The sequence below is a fragment of the Streptomyces sclerotialus genome, assembly GCF_040907265.1.
Lineage (GTDB): Bacteria > Actinomycetota > Actinomycetes > Streptomycetales > Streptomycetaceae > Streptomyces > Streptomyces sclerotialus.
The window spans coordinates 2,306,958-2,326,958 of the sequence record NZ_JBFOHP010000002.1 but is presented as its reverse complement, the minus strand read 5'-3'; the positions used below and the strand labels follow the sequence as shown (position 1 = coordinate 2,326,958).

The window sequence follows — 20,001 nt, the reverse complement described above, 5'->3', positions numbered from 1 at the left end:
CCGCACTCGCCTGACAAACCCCGGCCACCGTGCGAGGCTCTGGACAGAAGCCGTGCGAGGACCTGCCCAGAAAGACGCACCGGCCGCCCCGGACGCGGCCGCACCGCGCCACCCGAAGGAGCCCCCCGCCACATGACCGACGAACCCACCCCCCTCACCTCCAGCGAAAGCCCCGCAGGGGCCCTTCCGTACGGCACCCCGGACGTCCCCCGCGTCGCCGTACGCGGCGAAGCGTGCCTCGAAGTCGACCCGGAGATCGCCCGCATCGGCATCACCGTCCAGGCCCGCGGCACCGACCGCAGTACCGCCCTCCAGGACCTCACCCGCCGCAACACCGAAGTCCTCGACCTGGTCAAGAGTTACGGTGAAGCCGTCGAGAAGCTCGCCACCGGCGCCTTCACCGTCACGCCCCAGCTCACCCACAAGGGCCGCGGCGAACGCATTCGCGCGTACCACGGCAACGTCCAGCTCACCGCCACCCTCACCGACTTCACCGCACTCGGCGAACTCGCCACCCGCCTCGCCGACCTCGAACTCACCCGCGTCACCGGCCCCTGGTGGGACCTGCGGCCCGACTCGCCTGCCCATCGCGAAGCCCGCCAGCAGGCCGTACGCGAAGCCGTACAGCGCGCCCGCGAATACGCCGAGGCGCTCGGCGCCCGCCTCGACGCCCTGCTGGAACTCGCCGACATCGGCGCCGAGACCCCCGCACCCGGCGGCAACCCCATGCTCCGCTCCCGCGGCGCCGCCTACGGAGGCGCAGCCCATGAAGAGACCGCGCCCGCGCTCGACCTCGAACCGCAGCGGCAGACCGTGCACGCACACGTCAATGCGCGCTTCACGATGACGCGCCCCGCGCTCTGAACGGCGATCATCAGAGATCCCGAAAAGAGTGTGCGGACGTGCGTACGAGTGCACGTGCAAGGCTCGAAAGCTGCTCATAGGAGCGGTCGCCCGCACATTGCAATACTTGTCAAGAGCCTTTCACCCCACCGACGTTGGCCAGTCACTTCCCCACAGGTCTCTACCCGCCGGTAAGTCATAGGGTCGAAACATGCGCCGAGCAAAGATCGTCTGCACCCTGGGACCCGCCACAGATTCGTACGAGCAGATCAAGGCACTCGTCGAAGCCGGAATGGACGTGGCCCGCTTCAACCTCAGCCACGGCACCTACGCCGACCACGAGGCGCGTTACGAGCGGGTCCGCAAGGCATCCGACGAGACCGGCCGCAGCGTCGGCGTACTCGCCGACCTTCAAGGTCCGAAGATCCGCCTCGGCCGATTCCGAGAAGGCCCCGTCCTCCTCGAACCCGACGACGAATTCACCATCACCGTCGAACCGGACACCCAGGGCGACCGCCACGTCTGCGGCACCACCTACGAAGGGCTCGCCGCCGACGTCACCACCGGCGAACGCATCCTCGTCGACGACGGCAAGGTCACCCTCGAAGTCACCGGCGTCGACGGGCCGAAGGTCCGCACCCGCGTCATCGAAGGCGGCATGGTCTCCGACCACAAGGGCCTCAACCTCCCCGGCGTCGCCGTCTCCGTCCCCGCCCTCTCCGAGAAGGACCAGGACGACCTCCGCTGGGCCCTGCGCACCGGCGCCGACGTCATCGCCCTGTCCTTCGTACGCAGCGGCCGCGACATCGAGGACGTCCACCGCATCATGCGGGAGGAAGGCCGCCGGCTGCCGGTCATCGCCAAGGTCGAGAAGCCGCAGGCGGTCGACAACATCGACGACATCGTTGCCGCGTTCGACGGCATCATGGTCGCGCGGGGCGACCTCGGCGTCGAAATGCCGCTCGAAACGGTCCCGATCGTTCAGAAGCGCGCGGTCAAGCTCGCCCGGCGCAACGCCAAGCCGGTCATCGTCGCGACACAGATGCTCGACTCGATGATCGACAACTCCCGGCCGACGCGCGCCGAGGCCTCTGACGTCGCCAACGCCGTCATCGACGGCACGGACGCGGTGATGCTCTCCGGCGAGACGTCCGTCGGCAAGTACCCCACCGAGACCGTCCGCACGATGAGCCGCATCGTCGAGGCCGCCGAGGAGGACATCCTCGCCAAGGGACTGCGGCCGCTCACCGAGACCAGCAAGCCCCGCACCCAGGGCGGCGCCGTCGCCCGCGCCGCCGCCGAAATGGGCGACTTCCTCGGCGCAAAGTTCCTCGTGGCCTTCACGCAGTCCGGCGACACGGTCCGCAGGCTCTCCCGTTACCGCTCGCCGATCCCCCTCCTCGCCTTCACACCGGAAGCCGCCACGCGCTCCCAGCTGAACCTCACCTGGGGCGTCGAGACCTTCCTCGGCCCGACGGTCGACTCCACGGACGAGATGGTCGCGCAGGTCGACGAACAGCTCCTCCGCATCGGCCGCTGCCGCCCCGGCGACGTCGTCATCATCACGGCCGGCTCACCCCCCGGCGTCCCCGGCACGACGAACCTGGTCCGCGTCCACCACATCGGCGAGGCCGACCCGTCGCAGTGACGCCGGCCCGCATGCCGGGTTCAGTACTTCGGTCCGACGTGGGCGTCCATGAGCGCCACGGACGCCCGTCGGGCCACGGAGACGTTGAACGGGCTCGAGCCGCGTGCCAGGATCGACCACTCGACGCCTACCTTGGCGAGGGTGTCCGTGAAGAGCTTCCTGATGTCGTCGGACTTGTTGGTGAAGAAGTACCGCGGATACTCGTAACGCTTCCGTTCACCGCCGACCGTGCGCGTCGTCCAGTTGGTGATCCGACAGCCGTCGGAGTGGATCAGCCCGCGTATGAACTGCCAGGGGTGCGCGTCCACGATGGCTTGTTGCCAGGGTTCGAGGACGATGGATCGGGTGTGCTTCCTGCCGGGCCCGTGCTGCGGGAAGAGGCACGGCCAGTGGCGGCTGAAGCTGGTCACCATGACACAGCCCTGTTTGCGTACGCGGCAGACGCTGTTCTCAGGGCGCACACGGGAAACCGCTTCACGACATTCGGTGATGAGCCCGGGCCACGCGTCTGCGCACGCGATACGGAGTGCGTGGCTGCCGCGGGGATGACGGCTGATGCAGCCATCACCGAGGTAGAGGCCCAGGAGGTACGCGTACGCCTCGGGGGCGTCCGGCGGACGCGGTACGTGTTCGCATCGGGGGCATTGCGTGGTGCGGGAGATCGGCTCGATGCGTACGCACCACTGCCGGATCGCAGCGCGGGATATTCCCGTCTGCTTGCTCACGGAGTTGAGACTGTGGCCTCGGTCCAGCAGGGAGAGGGCGCGCTTTCGCGTCACGATGTCGTACACATCGCAGATCGTGGCGCGATCTTTGCCGTCGCGGGTCGGATCGAAGGGATGTTCACCGGACGGAGTGAAGATCAGTCCGAGATGGTCTGGTCTTCGAATCGAAGGTAAAGTGCCCCGGGTCGGACTCGAACCGACACTGTATGGGTTTTGAATCCATTGCCTGCTGCCAATTGGGCTACCGGGGCCTTGCAAAGGAAGGTGGGTCGAGACCCGCCGTTCTCCAAACATACAGGAGATAGGTAGGCTCGTGGGGCACCACCTGCCTGGAACGAGGAGTCACGTGAGCGCCGCCGAGCCCGAGCAGCCCGTCGCCGACGAGCAGTCGCACGTCCCGCCGCAGACCACCCGCGTCGTCATCGCCGAGGACGAGGCGCTCATCCGCCTGGATCTCAAGGAGATGCTGGAGGAGGAGGGGTACACGGTCGTCGGCGAGGCCGGAGACGGTGAGAAGGCCGTGGAGCTGGCCCGTGAGCACCGCCCCGACCTGGTGATCCTCGATGTGAAGATGCCCGTCCTCGACGGCATCTCCGCGGCCGAGCAGATCGCCGAGGAGAGCATCGCCCCGGTGCTGATGCTGACCGCGTTCTCCCAGCGCGAGCTGGTCGAGCGGGCGCGGGACGCCGGTGCCATGGCGTACCTGGTCAAGCCGTTCTCCAAGAGCGACGTCGTGCCGGCGATCGAGATGGCCGTGAGCCGCTTCACGGAGCTGCGGACGCTGGAGAAGGAGGTCGCGGACCTCACGCAGCGCCTGGAGACCCGCAAGCTCGTGGACCGGGCGAAGAGCATTCTGCAGACGCAGTACGGGCTGACCGAGCCCGCGGCGTTCCGGTGGATCCAGAAGACGTCGATGGACCGGCGGCTGTCGATGCAGCAGGTCGCCGAGGCGGTCATCGAGGACGCCGAGGAGAAGAAGCAGAAGGAGAGGGACAAGGAGAGCCCCTCCGAGTAGCCGGCTGCCTCGGGGCGCGCCGTGTGGCGGTGCCGGGAGGCGGTGAGAGGTACGTACGCCGAGGGCCGCACCATGATCGTGGTGCGGCCCTCGGCGTATGCGCGCGCCCGTCGGCGCGGGCTTCGGTACGTGCGTCGGTACGGGCGTCCGTACGGGTTTCGGCGCGGTGGTCAGTCCTCGCCCAGGTACGCCTTGCGGACCGATTCGTCGTGGAGGAGGTCCTGGCCGGTGCCGGAGAGGACGATCCTGCCGGTCTCCATGACGTGTCCGTGGTCGGCGAGCGACAGCGCGGCCTGGGCGTTCTGTTCGACGAGGAGGATCGTCGTGCCCTGGGAACGCAGCTCGGTGATGGTCTCCATGATCTTCTGCATCATGATCGGGGAGAGGCCCATGGAGGGCTCGTCGAGCATGAGCAGTTTGGGGCGGGACATCAGGGCGCGGCCCATGGCGAGCATCTGCTGTTCGCCGCCGGAGAGGGTGCCGGAGGCTTGTTTGCGGCGTTCGCCGAGGATGGGGAAGAGCTCGTAGATCCGCTGGATGTCGCGTTCGATGCCGGTGCTGTCCTTGCGGAGGAAGGCTCCGAGCTGGAGGTTCTCGGCGATGGTGAGGCGGGGGAAGAGGCGGCGGCCTTCGGGGGAGTGGGCGAGGCCGCGTTCGACGATCTTGTGGGCGCCGACGCCGGTGAGGGGTTCGCCGTCGAAGGTGATCTTTCCGGCGAGTGGTTTGAGGAGGCCGGAGAGGGTGCGCAGGGTGGTGGTCTTGCCGGCGCCGTTGGTGCCGATGAGGGTGACGACCTGGCCGGCTCCGACGGTGAAGGAGATGCCCTTGACGGCTTCGATCTTGCCGTAGGCGACGCGGAGGTCCTCGACTTCGAGCAGGGCGGTCATCGCGCGTCTCCGTTCGGGGCGTTCTCGTCGGGCGCGTGGCCCTGGTCCTGGCCCTGACCCGGCGGGGCCTCGGCCGTCCGGGTGCCGGTCGTGTGGTCCTCGGCCGACGGCCTCCAGGGGGCCCGCTTTTCGGGTGCCTGCGCGCCGGGCGCCTGTGTGCCGGCCGTTCGCGCTTCGGCGGCGTGTGCCTCCGCCGCGTCGACCTCGGCGGCTTCCTCGTCGCCCGGTGCGCCTTCGAAGGGCGTGCCGAGGTATGCGGCGACGACGCGTTCGTCGGCCTGGACGACGTCGGCGGTGCCTTCGATGAGTTTTTCGCCCTGGACGAGGACGGCGACGCGGTCGCAGAGGTTGAAGATGAAGCGCATGTCGTGCTCGATGACGAGTACGGCGGTGCCCTGGTCGCGGATGGCGAGGACGAGGTCCTGGGTGGCGCGGGTCTCCTGGGGGTTCATGCCGGCGGTGGGTTCGTCCAGGAGGAGGAGGCCGGGTTCGCTGGCGAGGGCGCGGGCGATCTCGAGCTTGCGCTGTTCGCCGTAAGGGAGGTTGCGGGCGAGGTGGTCGCGTTTGGCGGCCAGGCCGGTGAATTCGAGGAGCTCCATGGCGCGGGTCTCGCTGCCGCGTTCGGCCTTCTTGAAGCCGGGGCCTCGGAGGAGAGCGGACCAGAGGCCTTCTTTGGTGCGGGTGTGGCGGCCGACGAGGACGTTCTCCAGGACGGTCATGTTGGCGAAGAGGCGGATGTTCTGGAAGGTGCGGGCGACGCCGGCCTGGGTGACGAGGTGGGGTTTGGGGGAGAGGCGGGTGCCTTTGTAGCTGACGGTGCCTTCGGTGGGGGTGTAGAGGCCGGTGAGGCAGTTGAAGAAGGTGGTTTTGCCGGCGCCGTTGGGGCCGATGAGGCCGACGATCTCGCCGGGGGCGACGGTGAGGTCGACGGCGCGTACGGCGGTGAGTCCGCCGAAGCGCATGGTGACGCCCGCGGCTTCGAGGACGGCGCCGCCGTTCTTCGTGGCGGTGGTGGGTGTGGTCATGGTGTCTTCACGCCCCTGCCTTCGTGGCGCCGGTGGTGTCGTCGCTCAGGCGCTGTTCGGGTACGTCGGGTACGTCGAGCTGGCCGGTCTCGTGGAATTCGAGTTGCTTGCGGCGGTCGGGGATGAGCCCTTCGGGGCGGAACCGCATGAGCAGGACGAGGGCGAGGCCGAAGAGGAAGAGCTGGTAGTCCTGGAGGAAGTCCAGTTTGGCCGGGATGAGGAAGAGGAGCGCCGCGCCGACGAGGGGGCCGCTGAGGGTGCCCATGCCGCCGAGGATGACGGCGGCGAGGAGGAAGGCGGAGTTGGGCGGCTGGGGTCCGGCGAACTGGAACTGCTCGGGTGTGACGGTCGTTACTACGTGTGCATGGACGGTTCCGGCGAGTCCTGCCAGGGCGGCGCCGAGTGCGAAGGCGAGGAGGCGGAGCCGGAAGGAGTTGATGCCCATGGCGATGGCGGCGGTCTCGTCCTCGCGGATGGCGATCCAGGCGCGGCCGATGCGGGAGGCGGCGGCGCGGCGGAAGACGAGGACGACGAAGGCCGTCACGAGGATCATGAGGAGGTAGTAGTTGCCGTAGGTGGCGATGGGGACGCCGAGGATGGTGTGGGGTTCGCCGAAGTTGAAGCCGAAGATCTCCAGGTTGGGGATGTTGGGGATGCCCATGGCGCCGTTGGTGACGTCGGGCCCTGTGGTGCCGTTGAGGTTGAGCATGGCGATGCGGAAGATCTCGCCGAAGCCGAGGGTGACGATGGCGAGGTAGTCGCCGCGGAGCCGCAGGGTGGGGGCGCCGATCAGTACGCCGAAGAGGAGTGAGGCGGCGGCTCCCGTCAGCAGGGCGGCCCAGAAGGGGAATTGGATGCCGAAGGGGGATTCGGGGGAGCCGGAGACGAGGGCGGCTGCGTAGGCGCCGACGCCGAGGAAGGCGACGTATCCGAGGTCGAGGAGGCCGGCGAGGCCGACGACGACGTTCAGGCCGAGGGCGACGGTCGCGAAGATCAGGATGTTGGCGCCGATGATCGTGTACTCATCGGTCTCCTGGGTGAAGGGGAAGGCTGCCGCGGAGATGAAGGCGGCGGCGAGTGCGATGCCGCGGTGTTTGCGGGTGAGTGCGGTGAGGCGGCTGATCAGGCCTGCGCGGTGGAGTGCGGGGACGGCGAAGCCGACGAAGAGGAGGTAGCCGACGAAGGGGGGCCCGTCCTCGGCGTCGATCCCGTAGGTGAAGGCGTAGAGGGCGATGCCGAAGGCGACGGCGATGAGGAGGATCTCGGCCCAGGAGGGGAGTTGCCTGGCGGGCCGTGGGGTGGGGACGGCGGCGCAGCTGTTGGTGAAGCGTTGCCAGGGACCGCGCGGTGGTGTGCCGGGGGTGTGGTCGGCGGGGAGGCCCAGGGCGCCGATGAGGGTGATCAGTGCGGTGATGCCGGCGAGGAAGCCGCCGGGTTCGAGGTTGATCAGGCCGCCGAGTTGTACGGCGATGGCGCCGAGGGTGAACCACGTGGCGGTGAAGGTGCCGAGGGCGGCGAAGAGGGCGGGGGCGTTGCGGCCGCCGGGGGTGAGTGCGGTCAGGCCGCGGACGCCGAGGCCGGCGAGGGCGAAGGCGAGGGTGAGGAGGGCGCCGATGAGGGTGATGAGCTGGAGTCCGGCGGGGGATCCGTAGTAGGTGAGGTCGCCGGGGAATTCGCTGCTCCAGGTCCAGGAGAGGCCGGTGGAGGCGGCGGTGGCGAGGGCTCCGGCCGCGGTGATGACGCGGGCGGCGCGGGCGGGGAGGGGAAGGAGCCCCGCAGTGGTGGTGAGGCCGGTCTTGGCGGCTGTCTTCGGGGTGGGTGTGGTGGTCATCGCTATCACGCCCGATCCGCGACGCGTTCGCCCAGGAGGCCTTGTGGCCGCAGGAGGAGTACGAGGATGAGGAGGACGAAGGCCCAGACGTCTTTCCAGGCTCCGCCGCCGAACTGGGTCATGCCGGGGATGAATTCGACGTAGGCGGTGGCGAGGGCTTCGGCGATGCCGAGGACGACGCCGCCGAGCATGGCGCCGTAGATGTTGCCGATGCCGCCGAGTACGGCCGCGGTGAACGCCTTCAGGCCCATGATGAAGCCCATGCGGAACTGGACCTCGCCGGTGCGCAGTCCGTAGGCGACCGCGGCGACGCCGGCGAAGGCCGCGCCGATGGCGAAGGCGAGGACGATGATGCGGTCGGTGTTGATGCCCATGAGTGCCGCGGTGTCGCGGTCCTGGGCGGTGGCCTGCATGGCGCGGCCACTGCGGGTTTTGGAGACGAAGAAGCCGAGGGCGATCATGCAGAGCGGGGCGGCGATGAGGACGAAGAGGTCGCCGCGCTGGACGGTGGCGCCCAGGACGTCGAAGGCGTCGCCCTTGAACTGGGGGAAGACCCGGGCCTTCTTGGCGTCGGGGTACCACTTCCAGACGGCCTGCTGGAGTGCGATGGACAGGCCGATGGCGGTGATGAGGGGGGCGAGGCGGGGCGCGCCGCGCAGGGGCCGATAGGCGAATCGTTCCGCTGCTACGCCGACGAGCACCGACACGACGATGCCGCCGATGAGCATGAAGGGAAGGGCCAGCATCAGGGACATACCGGGGGGAAGGGCGAGGTAGACGGTCAGCGCGCCGAAGCCGCCGACCATGAAGATCTCGCCGTGGGCGAAGTTGATGAGCTGGACGATGCCGTAGACCATCGTGTAGCCGATCGCGATGAGTCCGTACATCGCGCCGAGGATGAGTCCGTTGGCCAGCTGTTGCGGCAGTTCGTTCACCGCAGGGCCTCCGTGGGGTGGGAAGGTGCCGGTGGGCCGGGCAGGCGGGGGGTGTGCCGGTGTGCCGCGGGCCGCGCCGGGGCTGGGGTGTCCTGTCGGCGCGGCCCGGTGGGGGCGGTGATGGTGCCGGGTCAGCTCTTGTCGAACTTCTTGAACTCGGCGCTGAAGCGCGCCTTCCACTGCTTGTCGTCGACCTGGTAGGCCGTGATCATGGTGTTGGTGGTGTCGCCGTACTTGTCGAAGGCGACCTTGCCGGTGACGCCGTCGAAGGAGACCTTGTTCATGGCGTCGACGACCTTCTTGCGGGCGTCCTCGGGCAGCTTGCCGTTGTTGTCGGCGACGACCTGCTTGACGGCCTGGATGAGGGCCCAGGTGGCGTCGTAGGTGGAGCCGCCGTAGGCCTCGTAGGCGTCCTTGTAGCCGGCGGCCTTGTAGTCGGCGATGAACTTCTTGGCGGATTCCAGCTGCTCGACGGGCTTGCCGACGGAGGACGCGTAGTCGCCCTGCGCCTTCTTGTTCAGTTCGATGTAGTCGGCGCTGTACATGCCGTCGCCGCCCATGAGAGGTACGTTGACGCCGCCGTCCTTGAGCTGCTGGCTGAGGGGGCCGGAGGCCGGGTACTCGCCGCCGTAGAAGACGAGGTCGGGGTCGGCGCTCTTGGCCTTGGCGACGACGGCCTTGAAGTCACGGTCGTCGGGGCTGACGTGCTCGGTGCCGACGATCTTGCCGCCGAGCTTGGTGAACTGGTCCTTGAAGGAGGAGGCGAGGCCGACGCCGTAGGTCTTCTGGTCGTCGATGACGTAGGCGGTCTTGACCTTCATCTTCTCGAAGGCGTACTGGCCGTCGAACGCGCCCTGGACCTCGTCGGTGGTGGCGGTGCGGAAGTAGGTGGAGAACTGGCGCTTGCGCTCGTTCTTCTTCCAGTTCTTGCCCTGGGAGAGGTCGGGCGTGGTGTTGGCCGGGGAGATGAGGGTGACGCCGTTGGACTGGGCGACCTGCTGCATCGACTGGGCGACGCCGGAGTTCAGCGGGCCGACGATGCCGAGCACTTCCTTGTCACCGGCGAGCTTGGTGGCGTTCTGCTGGCCGGCGTTGGGCAGTGCCTTGTCGTCGAGGGGCCGCAGCTCGAAGGTGACTCCTTCGACCTCGTTCTGTTTGTTGGCGATCTTCACGGCGAGGTCGGCGGAGTTCTTGATGCCCTGGCCCAGGGCGGAGAGTTCGCCGGTGAGCGGGGCGTCGAGGCCGATGACGACGGTGGCCTTGGAGCCGTCGCCGCTCTTGTCTTCACCGCGGGAGCCGCACGCGGAGAGCGTGAGGGCGCCGGCGGCTACCGTGGTGGTGAGTATCAGCAAGGAACGGTGACGCACGATCAGTCCTTTCCCCTGGCGCGGCCACGCCACTGCGTGACCGTTCGCGCGCCGGGCTGTACGGGGTGGTACAGGCCGTGCTGGTACAGCGCGCCCGGCGGCGCGGTGACTGGCGGTGATGGTAGAGCGGTCTCGTCGGCCGGGTCAGTGGCGCCGACGAGGATGTGACGCTCTTGTTATGACCTGCGATGAGCGTTTAGTACTGATGGTCCTTACAGCAGGTGCGTGTACGCCAGGCGGAGCGCCAACTTGCACTTCCACAAGGGAGTTTGCCGCGCGGCGTCCCTGATGTGTCCGGAATGCGGTGCGGGCGGCGGTGCGGGAGCGGCGGCGCCGCGGCCTGGGGAGAAGTGCGGCGGAGGCATATTGCGTGTGTGTTACACAGCGTTAGGGCGGCGCGTGGCGCGGGCGACCGTCCGTCCGGAACCGTGGTGCACGCGTCCCGGACGTGCCGGGCCGGGACGCACGACGGCCCCGCTCCGGATGGTCCGGAGCGGGGCCGCCTGCGAACTGAACGCGCCAGGTCAGGAGGGCTGCCCCGGGGCCTCGGCGGCGCGCAGCAGGCAGGTCAGGCGGGCGCTGCAGACGCGCTTGCCCTGCTCGTCGGTGATGGCGATCTCGTACGTGGCGGTGGAGCGGCCGCGGTGCACGGGCGTGGCCACGCCGGTGACCAGGCCGGTGCGCACGCCACGGTGGTGGGTGCAGTTCAGGTCCACGCCGACGGCGAGCTTGCCGGGGCCGCCGTGGAGCATGGCGCCGACCGAGCCGAGGGTCTCGGCGAGCACGGCGGAGGCGCCGCCGTGCAGCAGGCCGTAGGGCTGGGTGTTGCCTTCGACGGGCATGGTGCCGACGACCCGCTCCGGGGAGGCCTCCACGACCTGCACGCTCATCCGCGTGCCGAGGTGGCCGGCGGAGAACAGGGAAGGCAGGTCCAGCCCCTGGCCGGCCCACTGGTCGAGGACTTCCTGGGGGAACGTGGTCGTGGTCTGCTCGCCCATGGCGTGCGGCTCCGTTCGCTCGCGCTGCTCGTCGTGATCGCTGTTCGTCGTGGTGTGCGGTGTCCGTCGTGGCCGTACGCGTACGGGGCGGCGATATGGGCCGCGGGCCGCAGCGGGGCGTCGTGCCGACCACAGGCTACTGAGCGAGCGCTCAGTTCGGGGTGCGGACAGCTGTGCGGCTCGTCACTGCGGGGCGCGGGCGGGTGCTGGGTAGCGTGCGGCCTGGGGCAGCGGGCGTCGGCCCACGGCGGGGCGCGGGCGCGGGCCACGGGCGTGGCGGGGCGAGGAGACCGCGGGGCCGGGCGCGGGGCGCACGCGCCGGGGCAGGGGCGGGTGCGCGCCCGGTTGGGCGGCGTGGGGCGTGGTGCGGCGGGGCCCGGCCCGCCGCACCCGGGGGTCAGGACGCGGTCGGCTCCAGCCTGACCACCACCGACTTCGAGGCCGGGGTGTTGCTGGTGTCGGCCGTGTGGTCCAGGGGGATCAGGACATTGGTCTCCGGGTAGTAGGCGGCGGCGCAGCCGCGCGAGGTGGGGTAGTGGACGACGCGGAAGCCGGGCGCGCGGCGCTCGCTGCCGTCGGTCCACTCGCTGACGAGGTCGGCGTAGGCACCGTCGGCGAAGCCGAGCACACGGGCGTCCTCGGGGTGGACCAGGACCACGCGGCGGCCGTTCCTGATGCCGCGGTAGCGGTCGTCCAGGCCGTAGATCGTGGTGTTGTACTGGTCGTGCGAGCGCAGCGTCTGCAGCAGCAGCCGGCCCTCAGGGGCGTCCGGGTACTCCACCGGTGCCGCGGTGAAGTTGGCCTTGCCGGTGACGGTGGGGAAGCGGCGGTCGTCCCGGGGCGCGTGCGGCAGGGCGAAGCCGTCCGGGCTCGCGACGCGGGCGTTGAAGTCCTCGAAGCCGGGGACGACGCGCGCGATGCGGTCGCGGATCGTGGCGTAGTCCTGCTCGAACTCCTCCCACGGTATGCGGCTGTCCTTGCCGAGGACCCGGCGGGCGAGGCGGCAGACGATGGCCGGCTCGGACAGCAGGTGCGGGCTCGCGGGCGCCAGGCGGCCGCGGGAGGCGTGCACCATGCCCATGGAGTCCTCGACGGTGACGAACTGCTCGCCACTGCTCTGCACGTCCTTCTCGGTACGGCCGAGGGTGGGCAGGATCAGCGCGCGGGCGCCGGTGACGGCGTGCGAGCGGTTGAGCTTCGTGGAGACGTGGACGGTGAGGTTCGCCCGGCGTACGGCGGCCTCGGTGACCTCGGTGTCGGGGGTGGCGGAGACGAAGTTGCCGCCCATGGCGAAGAAGACCTTGGCCTGCCCGTCGCGCAGCGCCCGGATGGCCCGTACGACGTCGTAGCCGTGCTCGCGGGGCGGCGCGAAGCCGAACTCCTTCTCCAGGGCGTCCAGGAAGGCGGGCGCGGGACGCTCGAAGATGCCCATGGTGCGGTCACCCTGGACGTTGCTGTGGCCGCGTACGGGGCAGACGCCGGCGCCGGGGCGGCCGATGTTGCCGCGCAGCAGCAGGAAGTTGACCACCTCGCGGATGGTGGGGACGGAGTGCTTGTGCTGGGTGAGGCCCATCGCCCAGCACACGATCGTCCGCTTCGAGGCGAGGACCATGCGCAGCGCCTGGTCGATCTCGGCGCGGGTCAGGCCCGTGGCCCGCAGGGTCTCGTCCCAGTCCAGGCCGTCTCGCGCGGCGGTGGCGAACTCCTCGAAGCCGTGCGTGTGCTCCCGGATGAAGTCCTCGTCGAGCGCGCCGTCGGTCGTGAGGAGCAGGTGGTTCAGCGCCCGGAAGAGGGCCTGGTCACCGCCGAGGCGGATCTGGAGGAAGAGGTCGGTGAGGGAGGTGCCGCCGCCGGCCAGGCCGCGCGGGGTCTGGGGGTTCTTGAAGCGTTCCAGGCCGGCTTCGGGCAGCGGATTGACCGAGATGATCTTCGCGCCGTTCGTCTTGGCCTTCTCCAGGGCGCTGAGCTGGCGGGGGTGGTTCGTGCCCGGGTTCTGACCGGCGACGATGATCAGGTCGGCCTTGTGGAGGTCCTCCAGGGAGACGCTGCCCTTGCCGATGCCGATGGTCTCGGTGAGGGCCGAGCCGGAGGACTCGTGGCACATGTTCGAGCAGTCGGGGAGGTTGTTCGTACCGAACTCGCGGGCGAAGAGCTGGTACAGGAACGCGGCCTCATTGCTCGTACGCCCGGAGGTGTAGAAGACGGCCTCGTCGGGAGAGGAGAGGCCGGTCAGCTCCTCGGCGACGATGTCGAAGGCGCGGTCCCAGGACACCGGGGCGTAGTGGGTGGCGCCCTCGGCGAGGTACATGGGCTGGGTGAGGCGGCCCTGCTGGCCGAGCCAGTAGCCGCTGCGCTTCGCGAGGTCGGCGACGGAGTGGGCGGCGAAGAAGGCGGGCGTGACGCGCCGCAGGGTGGCTTCCTCGGCGACGGCCTTGGCGCCGTTCTCGCAGAACTCCGCGGCGTGCCGGTGGTCCGGGTCGGGCCAGGCGCAGCCGGGGCAGTCGAAGCCTTCCTTCTGGTTGACGCGCAGCAGCGTCAGCGCCGTGCGCTTCACGCCCATCTGCTGCCGGGAGATGCGCAGGGCGTTGGTGATGGCGGGCAGCCCGACGGCCGAGTGCTTGGGGCTGCTGACCTCGGGTGCGTCCTGTACCGGATCCGACTCGGGTGCTTTGCCTGCCATGGCGGTCTCCCTGGGTGCCGTTGCTGCTGTACTGCCCTGCGCGAGCAGCCGTTCTGTATATCACCATTCAGCCATCTGGGTCATGCATGGAACAGTCCCCTGCACCGTCCTTCCGGTCGCCACCGATCCTGTCACGGGCCACCGGCCGTCGACGGGCCGTCCACAGGGCGTGATGACACGGGTGACGACGTTGTCCACAGGCAGCGCGCGGGCGGTCACGCGGCCGTCGCGTCGGGGAATGTCAGTGGGGCGTGGCAGGATCGGGGGCGTGGCAGCAAAGGCAGCGAAGAAGAGCGAAACGACCGGCAGCGAGACGGCGGGGGGAGGGCGTCCCCGGCTGCTCCTGATGGACGGGCACTCCATGGCGTACCGGGCGTTCTTCGCCCTGCCCGCGGAGAATTTCACGACCGCCACGGGGCAACCGACGAATGCCGTGTACGGCTTCGCCTCGATGCTGGCGAACACCCTGCGCGACGAGGCGCCCACCCATTTCGCGGTGGCCTTCGACGTCTCGCGCAAGACCTGGCGGTCGGAGGAGTTCCCCGACTACAAGGCCAATCGTTCCAAGACCCCGGACGAGTTCAAGGGGCAGGTGGAGCTGATCGGTGAGCTGCTGGACGCCATGCACGTGAAGCGGTTCGCGACCGACGGCTTCGAGGCGGACGACATCATCGCCACGCTCGCCACGCAGGCCACCGAGCAGGGCTTCGAGGTGTCCATCGTCACCGGCGACCGGGACGCCTTCCAGCTGGTCAGCGAGCATGTCACGGTGCTCTACCCCACCAAGGGCGTCTCCGAGCTGACCCGCTTCACCCCGGAGAAGGTGTTCGAGAAGTACGGCCTCACCCCCGCCCAGTACCCGGACTACGCCGCCCTGCGCGGCGACCCGTCGGACAACCTCCCCGGCATCCCCGGTGTCGGCGAGAAGACCGCCGCGAAGTGGATCAACCAGTTCGGTTCCTTCCAGGAGCTGTGCGAGCGCGCCGAGGAGGTCAAGGGCAAGGCCGGGCAGAACTTCCGCGACCACCTGGAGGCCGTGCGGCTCAACCGCCGCCTGACCGAGATGGTCCGCGACGTCGAGCTGCCCTGCGGCCCCGCCGAGCTGGTGCGCGAGGGCTACGACCGGCAGGCCCTCACGGTGTTCCTGGAGGGACTGGAGATCCGTAACCAGGGCCTGCGCGACCGCCTGCTGGCCGTCGACCCCGGAGCGGAGGACACGGTCACCGAGGAGCCGCTGCCGGGCGTCGAGATCGACGGCCTCGTCGCGGGCGCTGGGCAGCTCGCTCCCTGGCTCGCCGAGCACGGCAGCAGCCTCCTCGGCGTCGCCACGGTCGACTCCTGGAAGCTGGGCAGCGGCTCGGCCGCCGAGGTCGCGCTGGCGACCACCGCGGGCCCCGCCGTCTGGTTCGACCCGACCCAGCTCGACGAGGCCGACGACCGGGCCTTCGCCGAGTGGATCGCGGACCCGCAGCGCCCCAAGGTGATGCACAACGCCAAGGGCCTGATGCGGATCTTCCCCGAGCACGGTTGGCACATCGACGGCGTCACCATGGACACCGCCCTCGCCGCCTATCTGGTCAAGCCCGGCCGGCGCTCCTTCGCCCTCGACGCGCTCTCCGTGGAGTACCTCGGCCGTGACCTGGCCCCCGTCGCGGCCGGTGACGGACAGCTGGCCTTCGGCGCCGACGAGCAGGCCGAGGCCGAGGCCCTGATGACCAAGGCCCGTACGGTCCTCGACCTCGGTGCCGCCTTCGAGACGCGCCTGGAGGAGGTCGGCGCCGCCGACCTGCTGCGCGACATCGAGCTGCCCACCAGCGCGCTGCTGGCCCGTATGGAGCGCTCCGGCATCGCCGCCGACCGCGGCTGGCTGGAGCGCATCGAGCAGCAGTTCGCCGCCGCGGTCCAGCAGGCCGTCACCGAGGCGCACGCCGCCGCGGGACACGAGTTCAACCTCGGCTCGCCCAAGCAGCTCCAGGAAGTCCTCTTCAACGAGCTGGGCCTGCCGAAGACCAAGAAGACCAAGACCGGCTACACCACCGACGCGGACGCCCTCGCCTGGCTCGCGGCGCAGACCGACAACGAACTGCCCGTGATCATGCTGCGCCACCGTGAGCAGGCCAAGCTGCGCACGACGGTCGAGGGCCTGATCAAGACCATCGCCGCGGACGGCCGCATCCACACCACCTTCAACCAGACGGTGGCGGCGACCGGCCGGCTGTCCTCCACGGACCCCAACCTGCAGAACATCCCCGTGCGGACCGACGAGGGCCGCGCCATCCGCCGCGGCTTCGTGGTCGGTGAGGGCTACCAGACGCTGCTGACCGCGGACTACAGCCAGATCGAGCTGCGCGTCATGGCGCACCTCTCGGAGGACGAGGGCCTCATCGAGGCGTTCACCTCCGGTGAGGACCTGCACACCACCGTCGCCTCGCACGTCTTCTCGGTGCCCAAGACCGAGGTCGACCCCGAGATGCGCCGCAAGATCAAGGCGATGTCGTACGGGCTGGCGTACGGCCTGTCCGCGTTCGGCCTGTCCCAGCAGCTGGGCATCAGCCCGGACGAGGCCCGCAAGCTCATGGACAACTTCTTCGAGCGCTTCGGCGGCGTGCGGGACTACCTCCAGGAGGTCGTCGACCGGGCCCGGGCCACGGGCTACACCGAGACCATGCTCGGGCGTCGTCGCTACCTCCCCGACCTCAACAGCGACAACCGCCAGCGTCGCGAGATGGCCGAGCGGATGGCGCTGAACGCCCCGATCCAGGGCACCGCGGCGGACATCGTCAAGATCGCGATGCTGCGCGTCGACGAGGCGCTGACCGCCGCCGGGCTCAGCTCCCGGATGCTGCTCCAGGTCCACGACGAAATCGTGGTCGAGGTGTCGCCCGGCGAGCAGAAGCAGGTCGAGGAGCTGGTGCGGCGCGAGATGGCCGGCGCCGTGGAGCTCCGTGCCCCGCTGGACGTCTCCGTCGGCTCGGGCGGGGACTGGGAGTCCGCGGCGCACTGAGCGCGTCACGCGCACTGATCGCGTAAGGCGCCGTGGCGCAGCGACTGCGGAAGGCGGCCGGGGACCGGTCCGGACGAGCGTGTCCGGATCAGCCCCCGGCCGCCGTCTCCTCCGCCGGAGCGGCGGCCTGCGTACGGCGGCGCCGGCGGTCGCGGAGGTGGACCGCCGCCGCCCACACCGGAAGCCCCGCCCCCAGCCCGGCGCCCGCACCGAAGAGCACCGTCGGCACGTAGTCGAACCACGTCGCCGACCCGCCGTACACCGCGTGCGCCCGCAGCACCCGATGTCCGGCGCCCAGCAGTACGCACAGCGTCAGCAGCCCGCCGCACCACAGCCGCGCCCGATGGCCGAGCACGGGCAGCGCTGCGGGCGCGGTGGCGCGCGGTGCCCGGCGGAGCGCGGAGCGTACGAACCAGGCCAGGGCCACCAGCGCCACCGCCGAAGTGCCGTACTGCACGTAGGCGTACACCGGCCATCCGCCGGCGTACTCCTGCAGTACGGGCAGCAGCCGGACGCCCCAGCGCCCGGGGTGCGTGAACGCGTCCCACACGATGTGCGTGAGCGCGCCCAGCACCGCGGAACACCAGAAGCGGACCGCGAGCTGCCCGCGTGACAGGCTGCGCCAGTCCCGGCCGCGCACCAGCGCCCAACCGCGCTGCTGCCACGCCGCCGGCAACAGCGCGAGCAGCGGACCGCGCAGCAGGAGCCAGACTCCGACCAGCAGCGCGGCGCAGAGCGTGTCCACGGTGAGAACACCGGCCGGCGTGTGCGTGAATTCTCCGAACGCCATCGCGCCCGGCACCGCCGTGTCCGCGAAGTACGTCAGATCCGGCGCGAAGGAACCGGCGACGAGAGCGGACGCCAGCAGCGGCCCGCGTGCCGTACCGTCGCGGCGTAGGGCAGGCAGCACCGCCGCGGCATGACTGAGTGTGAACGGCATGATCCCCCTCCTGACCGACCCCCGACCGCTGTGCATGATCGAGTGATCGGTTCGAGGCAGTATGCCGGATGTGCGCAGACGGTGACGGCCAGCCGGGAACGGTAGCTGCGCGGGGGGAGTTGTCGTAGTGTCGCGTGCGTTGGAGCGCCGAGAGCGCGACACCGTGCATCCAGCGCGGTGGGTCAACGCGGAGGGGGAGTAGGACGTATGGCAGCCAAGTTCGGCCGACGGCTCCGCAGAGGAGCGGCCTCCAGTGTGGTGGCGGCGCTGGCCCTCGCCGCGCTCACCGCCTCCCAGGCGCCGGACGCCGCCGAGGCCGCGGGCAGCAGTTCCCGGGACGCCCCTCGGGGCGACACCCCGATCGACGGCGGCTCCTCGTACTTCACCGACCTGCCCCCGCTCGGCAGTCCGCAGCCGCCCGGCAAGGGGAAGGGCGGGGACGGCCCCCTAGCCACCGGCCCCATGGAGTCCGGCATACCGGCGACCGTGCTCGCCGCGTACAAGCAGGCCGAGGCCTCCCTCGCGCAGACCCACCCCGGCTGCAAGCTGCCCTGGCAGCTGCTCGCCGCGATCGGCAAGGTCGAGTCCGGGCAGGCCCGCGGCGGCGCGGTCGACGCGAACGGCACGACCCTGCAACCCATCCTCGGCCCCCAGCTCAACGGCAACGGCTTCGCCCGGATCACCGACACCGACGGCGGCCGTTTCGACAACGACACCACGCACGACCGTGCGGTCGGCCCGATGCAGTTCATCCCGTCCACCTGGGCGGTGTGGGGCACGGACGCCAACGGCGACGGCGCGAGCGACCCCGACAACATCTACGACGCGGCCCTCTCGGCCGGCCGTTACCTCTGCGCCGCCGACCGCGACCTGTCGGTACCGGCAGACCTGAACCGCGCGATCCTCGGCTACAACCACTCCGAGGAATACCTGCGCACGGTGCTGTCCTGGTACGAGTTCTACCGCAAGGGCACGCACGAGGTGCCCGACGGCGCCGGCGTCCTGCCGACCGGGCCGCGCACGAACGACTCGGGCGGTGGGAACGGTGGTTCCGGCAGCGGCTCCGGCAACCGGAAGACCGGCGACGCAGCGGACAGGACCAAGGACCGGGAGAGCGCCGGGAAGGGCACCACCCCGGGGAAGGACACCGACTCCGGAAAGGACGGCGAAGACGCGCAGTCCGGCGGCGGATCCGGCTCCGACGGCGGTACGAAGCCCGGCCCCAGTCCCGAGCCAGGCACCGGCGGCTCCTCCCCGGGCTCCGAGCCCGGCAGCGGCACGGACGACGGCTCGTCCCCCGGCACGACGCCGGGCGGCAACAACGAGACGCCCACGAAGCCCCCCGCGCCCACCCCGCCCGCACCGCTCGCCTCCCTGGAACGCCTCGGTGCCAAGGAGCGGAGCGCGACCGCCGGCGAGACGTTCGCCGACCCGCTCCAGGTCCGCGCGGAGAACACCGCGGACCGCACGGTCTCCGGCGTGAAGGTGCAGTACGAGATACGCGGCGACGGCGACACCCGCTTCGAGGGCGGCGCCGCCAAGGTCACCGTCACCACCGACAAGGAAGGCATCGCCACCGCGCCCGCCCTGACCGCCGGCGAGAAGGCCGGGACGTACACCGTCCGCGCGACGGCCGTGGGCCGCGCCGTACCGGCCACCGACTTCACCGTCACCGTCAAGGCCAGGCCGCAGGCCGACGCCCTCGCCCGCACCTCCGACAAGCAGCTGCAGGCAGCGGCCGAAGCCTCCTACGCCGACGCCGTCGAGGTGAAGGCGACCTACCAGGGCAAGGCCGCGGCAGGCGTGGCCGTCACCGCGACGGTGATCGCCGGAGACGCGGCGGACCCCGCGAAGGCGGAACAGAGCACCGAAGGCCCGTACTTCAAGGACGCCAAGGGGGCGCCGCTGCGCACTCTCGCCGGCCTGAAGACCGATGCCGACGGCCTGCTGAAGCTGCCCGAGATCTTCACCGACGACCACCCCGGGACGTACAAGCTCCGGCTCACCACGGCCGGCGGGGCCGTGCTCCTGGTGGACCTGAAGGTGGGCTGACCCCCGCACCGGTAAGCAGCGAAGGGGCGCGACGGGAAGCCGTCGCGCCCC

The 20,001-nt window shown here is 70.3% G+C and carries 14 protein-coding genes and 1 tRNA gene; 5 read left to right on the top strand and 10 right to left on the bottom strand.

Features of this window, described 5'->3' with window-relative positions:
* The first annotated feature begins 132 nt into the window (after nt 1-132).
* Both AAC944_RS10360 and pyk read left to right on the top strand, forming a co-directional pair.
* Nucleotides 133-864, top strand: coding sequence for an SIMPL domain-containing protein (locus AAC944_RS10360; protein WP_030624713.1), 732 nt, complete (start codon nt 133-135; stop codon nt 862-864).
* Between the two features lie 190 nt (nt 865-1,054).
* The gene (pyk, locus tag AAC944_RS10355) at nt 1,055-2,491 is read left to right on the top strand and encodes a pyruvate kinase (RefSeq protein WP_030624711.1); all 1,437 of its coding nucleotides are present in this window, start codon (nt 1,055-1,057) and stop codon (nt 2,489-2,491) included.
* A gap of 20 nt (nt 2,492-2,511) precedes the next feature.
* Here pyk and AAC944_RS10350 read toward each other — a convergent pair whose 3' ends face one another.
* Together AAC944_RS10350 and AAC944_RS10345 are read right to left on the bottom strand one after the other, a co-directional pair.
* Complete coding sequence (locus tag AAC944_RS10350) at nt 2,512-3,282, bottom strand: helix-turn-helix domain-containing protein (protein ID WP_030624709.1); 771 nt, start codon at nt 3,280-3,282, stop codon at nt 2,512-2,514.
* Between the two features lie 110 nt (nt 3,283-3,392).
* Nucleotides 3,393-3,467: transfer RNA gene (locus tag AAC944_RS10345), tRNA-Leu, on the bottom strand.
* Nucleotides 3,468-3,562: 95 nt separating this feature from the next.
* On the opposite strand from AAC944_RS10345, the gene AAC944_RS10340 reads away from it, so the two are divergent.
* Nucleotides 3,563-4,231, top strand: a complete 669-nt coding sequence (locus tag AAC944_RS10340; RefSeq protein WP_030624707.1) for an ANTAR domain-containing response regulator — start codon at nt 3,563-3,565, stop codon at nt 4,229-4,231.
* Between the two features lie 170 nt (nt 4,232-4,401).
* On the opposite strand, the gene AAC944_RS10335 is transcribed toward AAC944_RS10340, so the two are convergent.
* The 7 genes from AAC944_RS10335 to AAC944_RS10305 all read right to left on the bottom strand — a co-directional run bounded on the left by AAC944_RS10335 (nt 4,402) and on the right by AAC944_RS10305 (nt 13,954).
* Nucleotides 4,402-5,118: an ABC transporter ATP-binding protein gene (locus AAC944_RS10335; RefSeq protein WP_030624704.1), complete on the bottom strand. Its 717-nt coding sequence runs from the start codon at nt 5,116-5,118 to the stop codon at nt 4,402-4,404.
* The gene (locus AAC944_RS10330) at nt 5,115-6,143 is read right to left on the bottom strand and encodes an ABC transporter ATP-binding protein (protein ID WP_368397105.1); all 1,029 of its coding nucleotides are present in this window, start codon (nt 6,141-6,143) and stop codon (nt 5,115-5,117) included. The genes AAC944_RS10335 and AAC944_RS10330 overlap by 4 nt, the downstream gene beginning before the upstream one ends.
* Nucleotides 6,144-6,150: 7 nt before the next feature.
* Nucleotides 6,151-7,974, bottom strand: a complete 1,824-nt coding sequence (locus tag AAC944_RS10325) for a branched-chain amino acid ABC transporter permease (protein ID WP_030624698.1) — start codon at nt 7,972-7,974, stop codon at nt 6,151-6,153.
* A 5-nt stretch (nt 7,975-7,979) separates the two neighbouring features.
* The gene (locus AAC944_RS10320) at nt 7,980-8,909 is read right to left on the bottom strand and encodes a branched-chain amino acid ABC transporter permease (RefSeq protein WP_030624695.1); all 930 of its coding nucleotides are present in this window, start codon (nt 8,907-8,909) and stop codon (nt 7,980-7,982) included.
* A gap of 131 nt (nt 8,910-9,040) precedes the next feature.
* On the bottom strand, nt 9,041-10,261 hold the full coding sequence (locus AAC944_RS10315) for a branched-chain amino acid ABC transporter substrate-binding protein (protein ID WP_030624693.1): 1,221 nt from the start codon (nt 10,259-10,261) through the stop codon (nt 9,041-9,043).
* A 539-nt stretch (nt 10,262-10,800) separates the two neighbouring features.
* The gene (locus tag AAC944_RS10310) at nt 10,801-11,274 is read right to left on the bottom strand and encodes a PaaI family thioesterase (protein WP_030624689.1); all 474 of its coding nucleotides are present in this window, start codon (nt 11,272-11,274) and stop codon (nt 10,801-10,803) included.
* 397 nt (nt 11,275-11,671) lie between these two features.
* Nucleotides 11,672-13,954, bottom strand: coding sequence for an FdhF/YdeP family oxidoreductase (locus AAC944_RS10305; protein ID WP_030624686.1), 2,283 nt, complete (start codon nt 13,952-13,954; stop codon nt 11,672-11,674).
* A 268-nt stretch (nt 13,955-14,222) separates the two neighbouring features.
* Between AAC944_RS10305 and polA the strand changes: the two genes are divergently transcribed.
* Nucleotides 14,223-16,958: a DNA polymerase I gene (gene polA, locus AAC944_RS10300; protein WP_030624684.1), complete on the top strand. Its 2,736-nt coding sequence runs from the start codon at nt 14,223-14,225 to the stop codon at nt 16,956-16,958.
* An 88-nt stretch (nt 16,959-17,046) separates the two neighbouring features.
* On the opposite strand, the gene AAC944_RS10295 is transcribed toward polA, so the two are convergent.
* A complete protein-coding gene (locus tag AAC944_RS10295; protein WP_030624682.1) occupies nt 17,047-17,898 on the bottom strand; it encodes a DUF4184 family protein in 852 nt (283 codons plus the stop codon).
* Between the two features lie 207 nt (nt 17,899-18,105).
* On the opposite strand from AAC944_RS10295, the gene AAC944_RS10290 reads away from it, so the two are divergent.
* On the top strand, nt 18,106-19,950 hold the full coding sequence (locus AAC944_RS10290; protein ID WP_030624679.1) for a lytic transglycosylase domain-containing protein: 1,845 nt from the start codon (nt 18,106-18,108) through the stop codon (nt 19,948-19,950).
* The last annotated feature ends 51 nt before the right edge of the window (nt 19,951-20,001 follow it).

Bases quoted from the DNA above. Each gene is read 5' to 3' on its own strand.
- AAC944_RS10360 (WP_030624713.1), top strand. From the start codon at position 133: ATGACCGACGAACCCACCCCCCTCACCTCCAGCGAAAGCCCCGCAGGG.
- pyk (WP_030624711.1), top strand. From the start codon at position 1,055: ATGCGCCGAGCAAAGATCGTCTGCACCCTGGGACCCGCCACAGATTCG.
- AAC944_RS10335 (WP_030624704.1), bottom strand. From the start codon at position 5,118: ATGACCGCCCTGCTCGAAGTCGAGGACCTCCGCGTCGCCTACGGCAAG.
- AAC944_RS10330 (WP_368397105.1), bottom strand. From the start codon at position 6,143: ATGACCACACCCACCACCGCCACGAAGAACGGCGGCGCCGTCCTCGAA.
- AAC944_RS10325 (WP_030624698.1), bottom strand. From the start codon at position 7,974: ATGACCACCACACCCACCCCGAAGACAGCCGCCAAGACCGGCCTCACC.
- AAC944_RS10310 (WP_030624689.1), bottom strand. From the start codon at position 11,274: ATGGGCGAGCAGACCACGACCACGTTCCCCCAGGAAGTCCTCGACCAG.
- AAC944_RS10305 (WP_030624686.1), bottom strand. From the start codon at position 13,954: ATGGCAGGCAAAGCACCCGAGTCGGATCCGGTACAGGACGCACCCGAG.
- AAC944_RS10295 (WP_030624682.1), bottom strand. From the start codon at position 17,898: ATGCCGTTCACACTCAGTCATGCCGCGGCGGTGCTGCCTGCCCTACGC.
- AAC944_RS10290 (WP_030624679.1), top strand. From the start codon at position 18,106: ATGGCAGCCAAGTTCGGCCGACGGCTCCGCAGAGGAGCGGCCTCCAGT.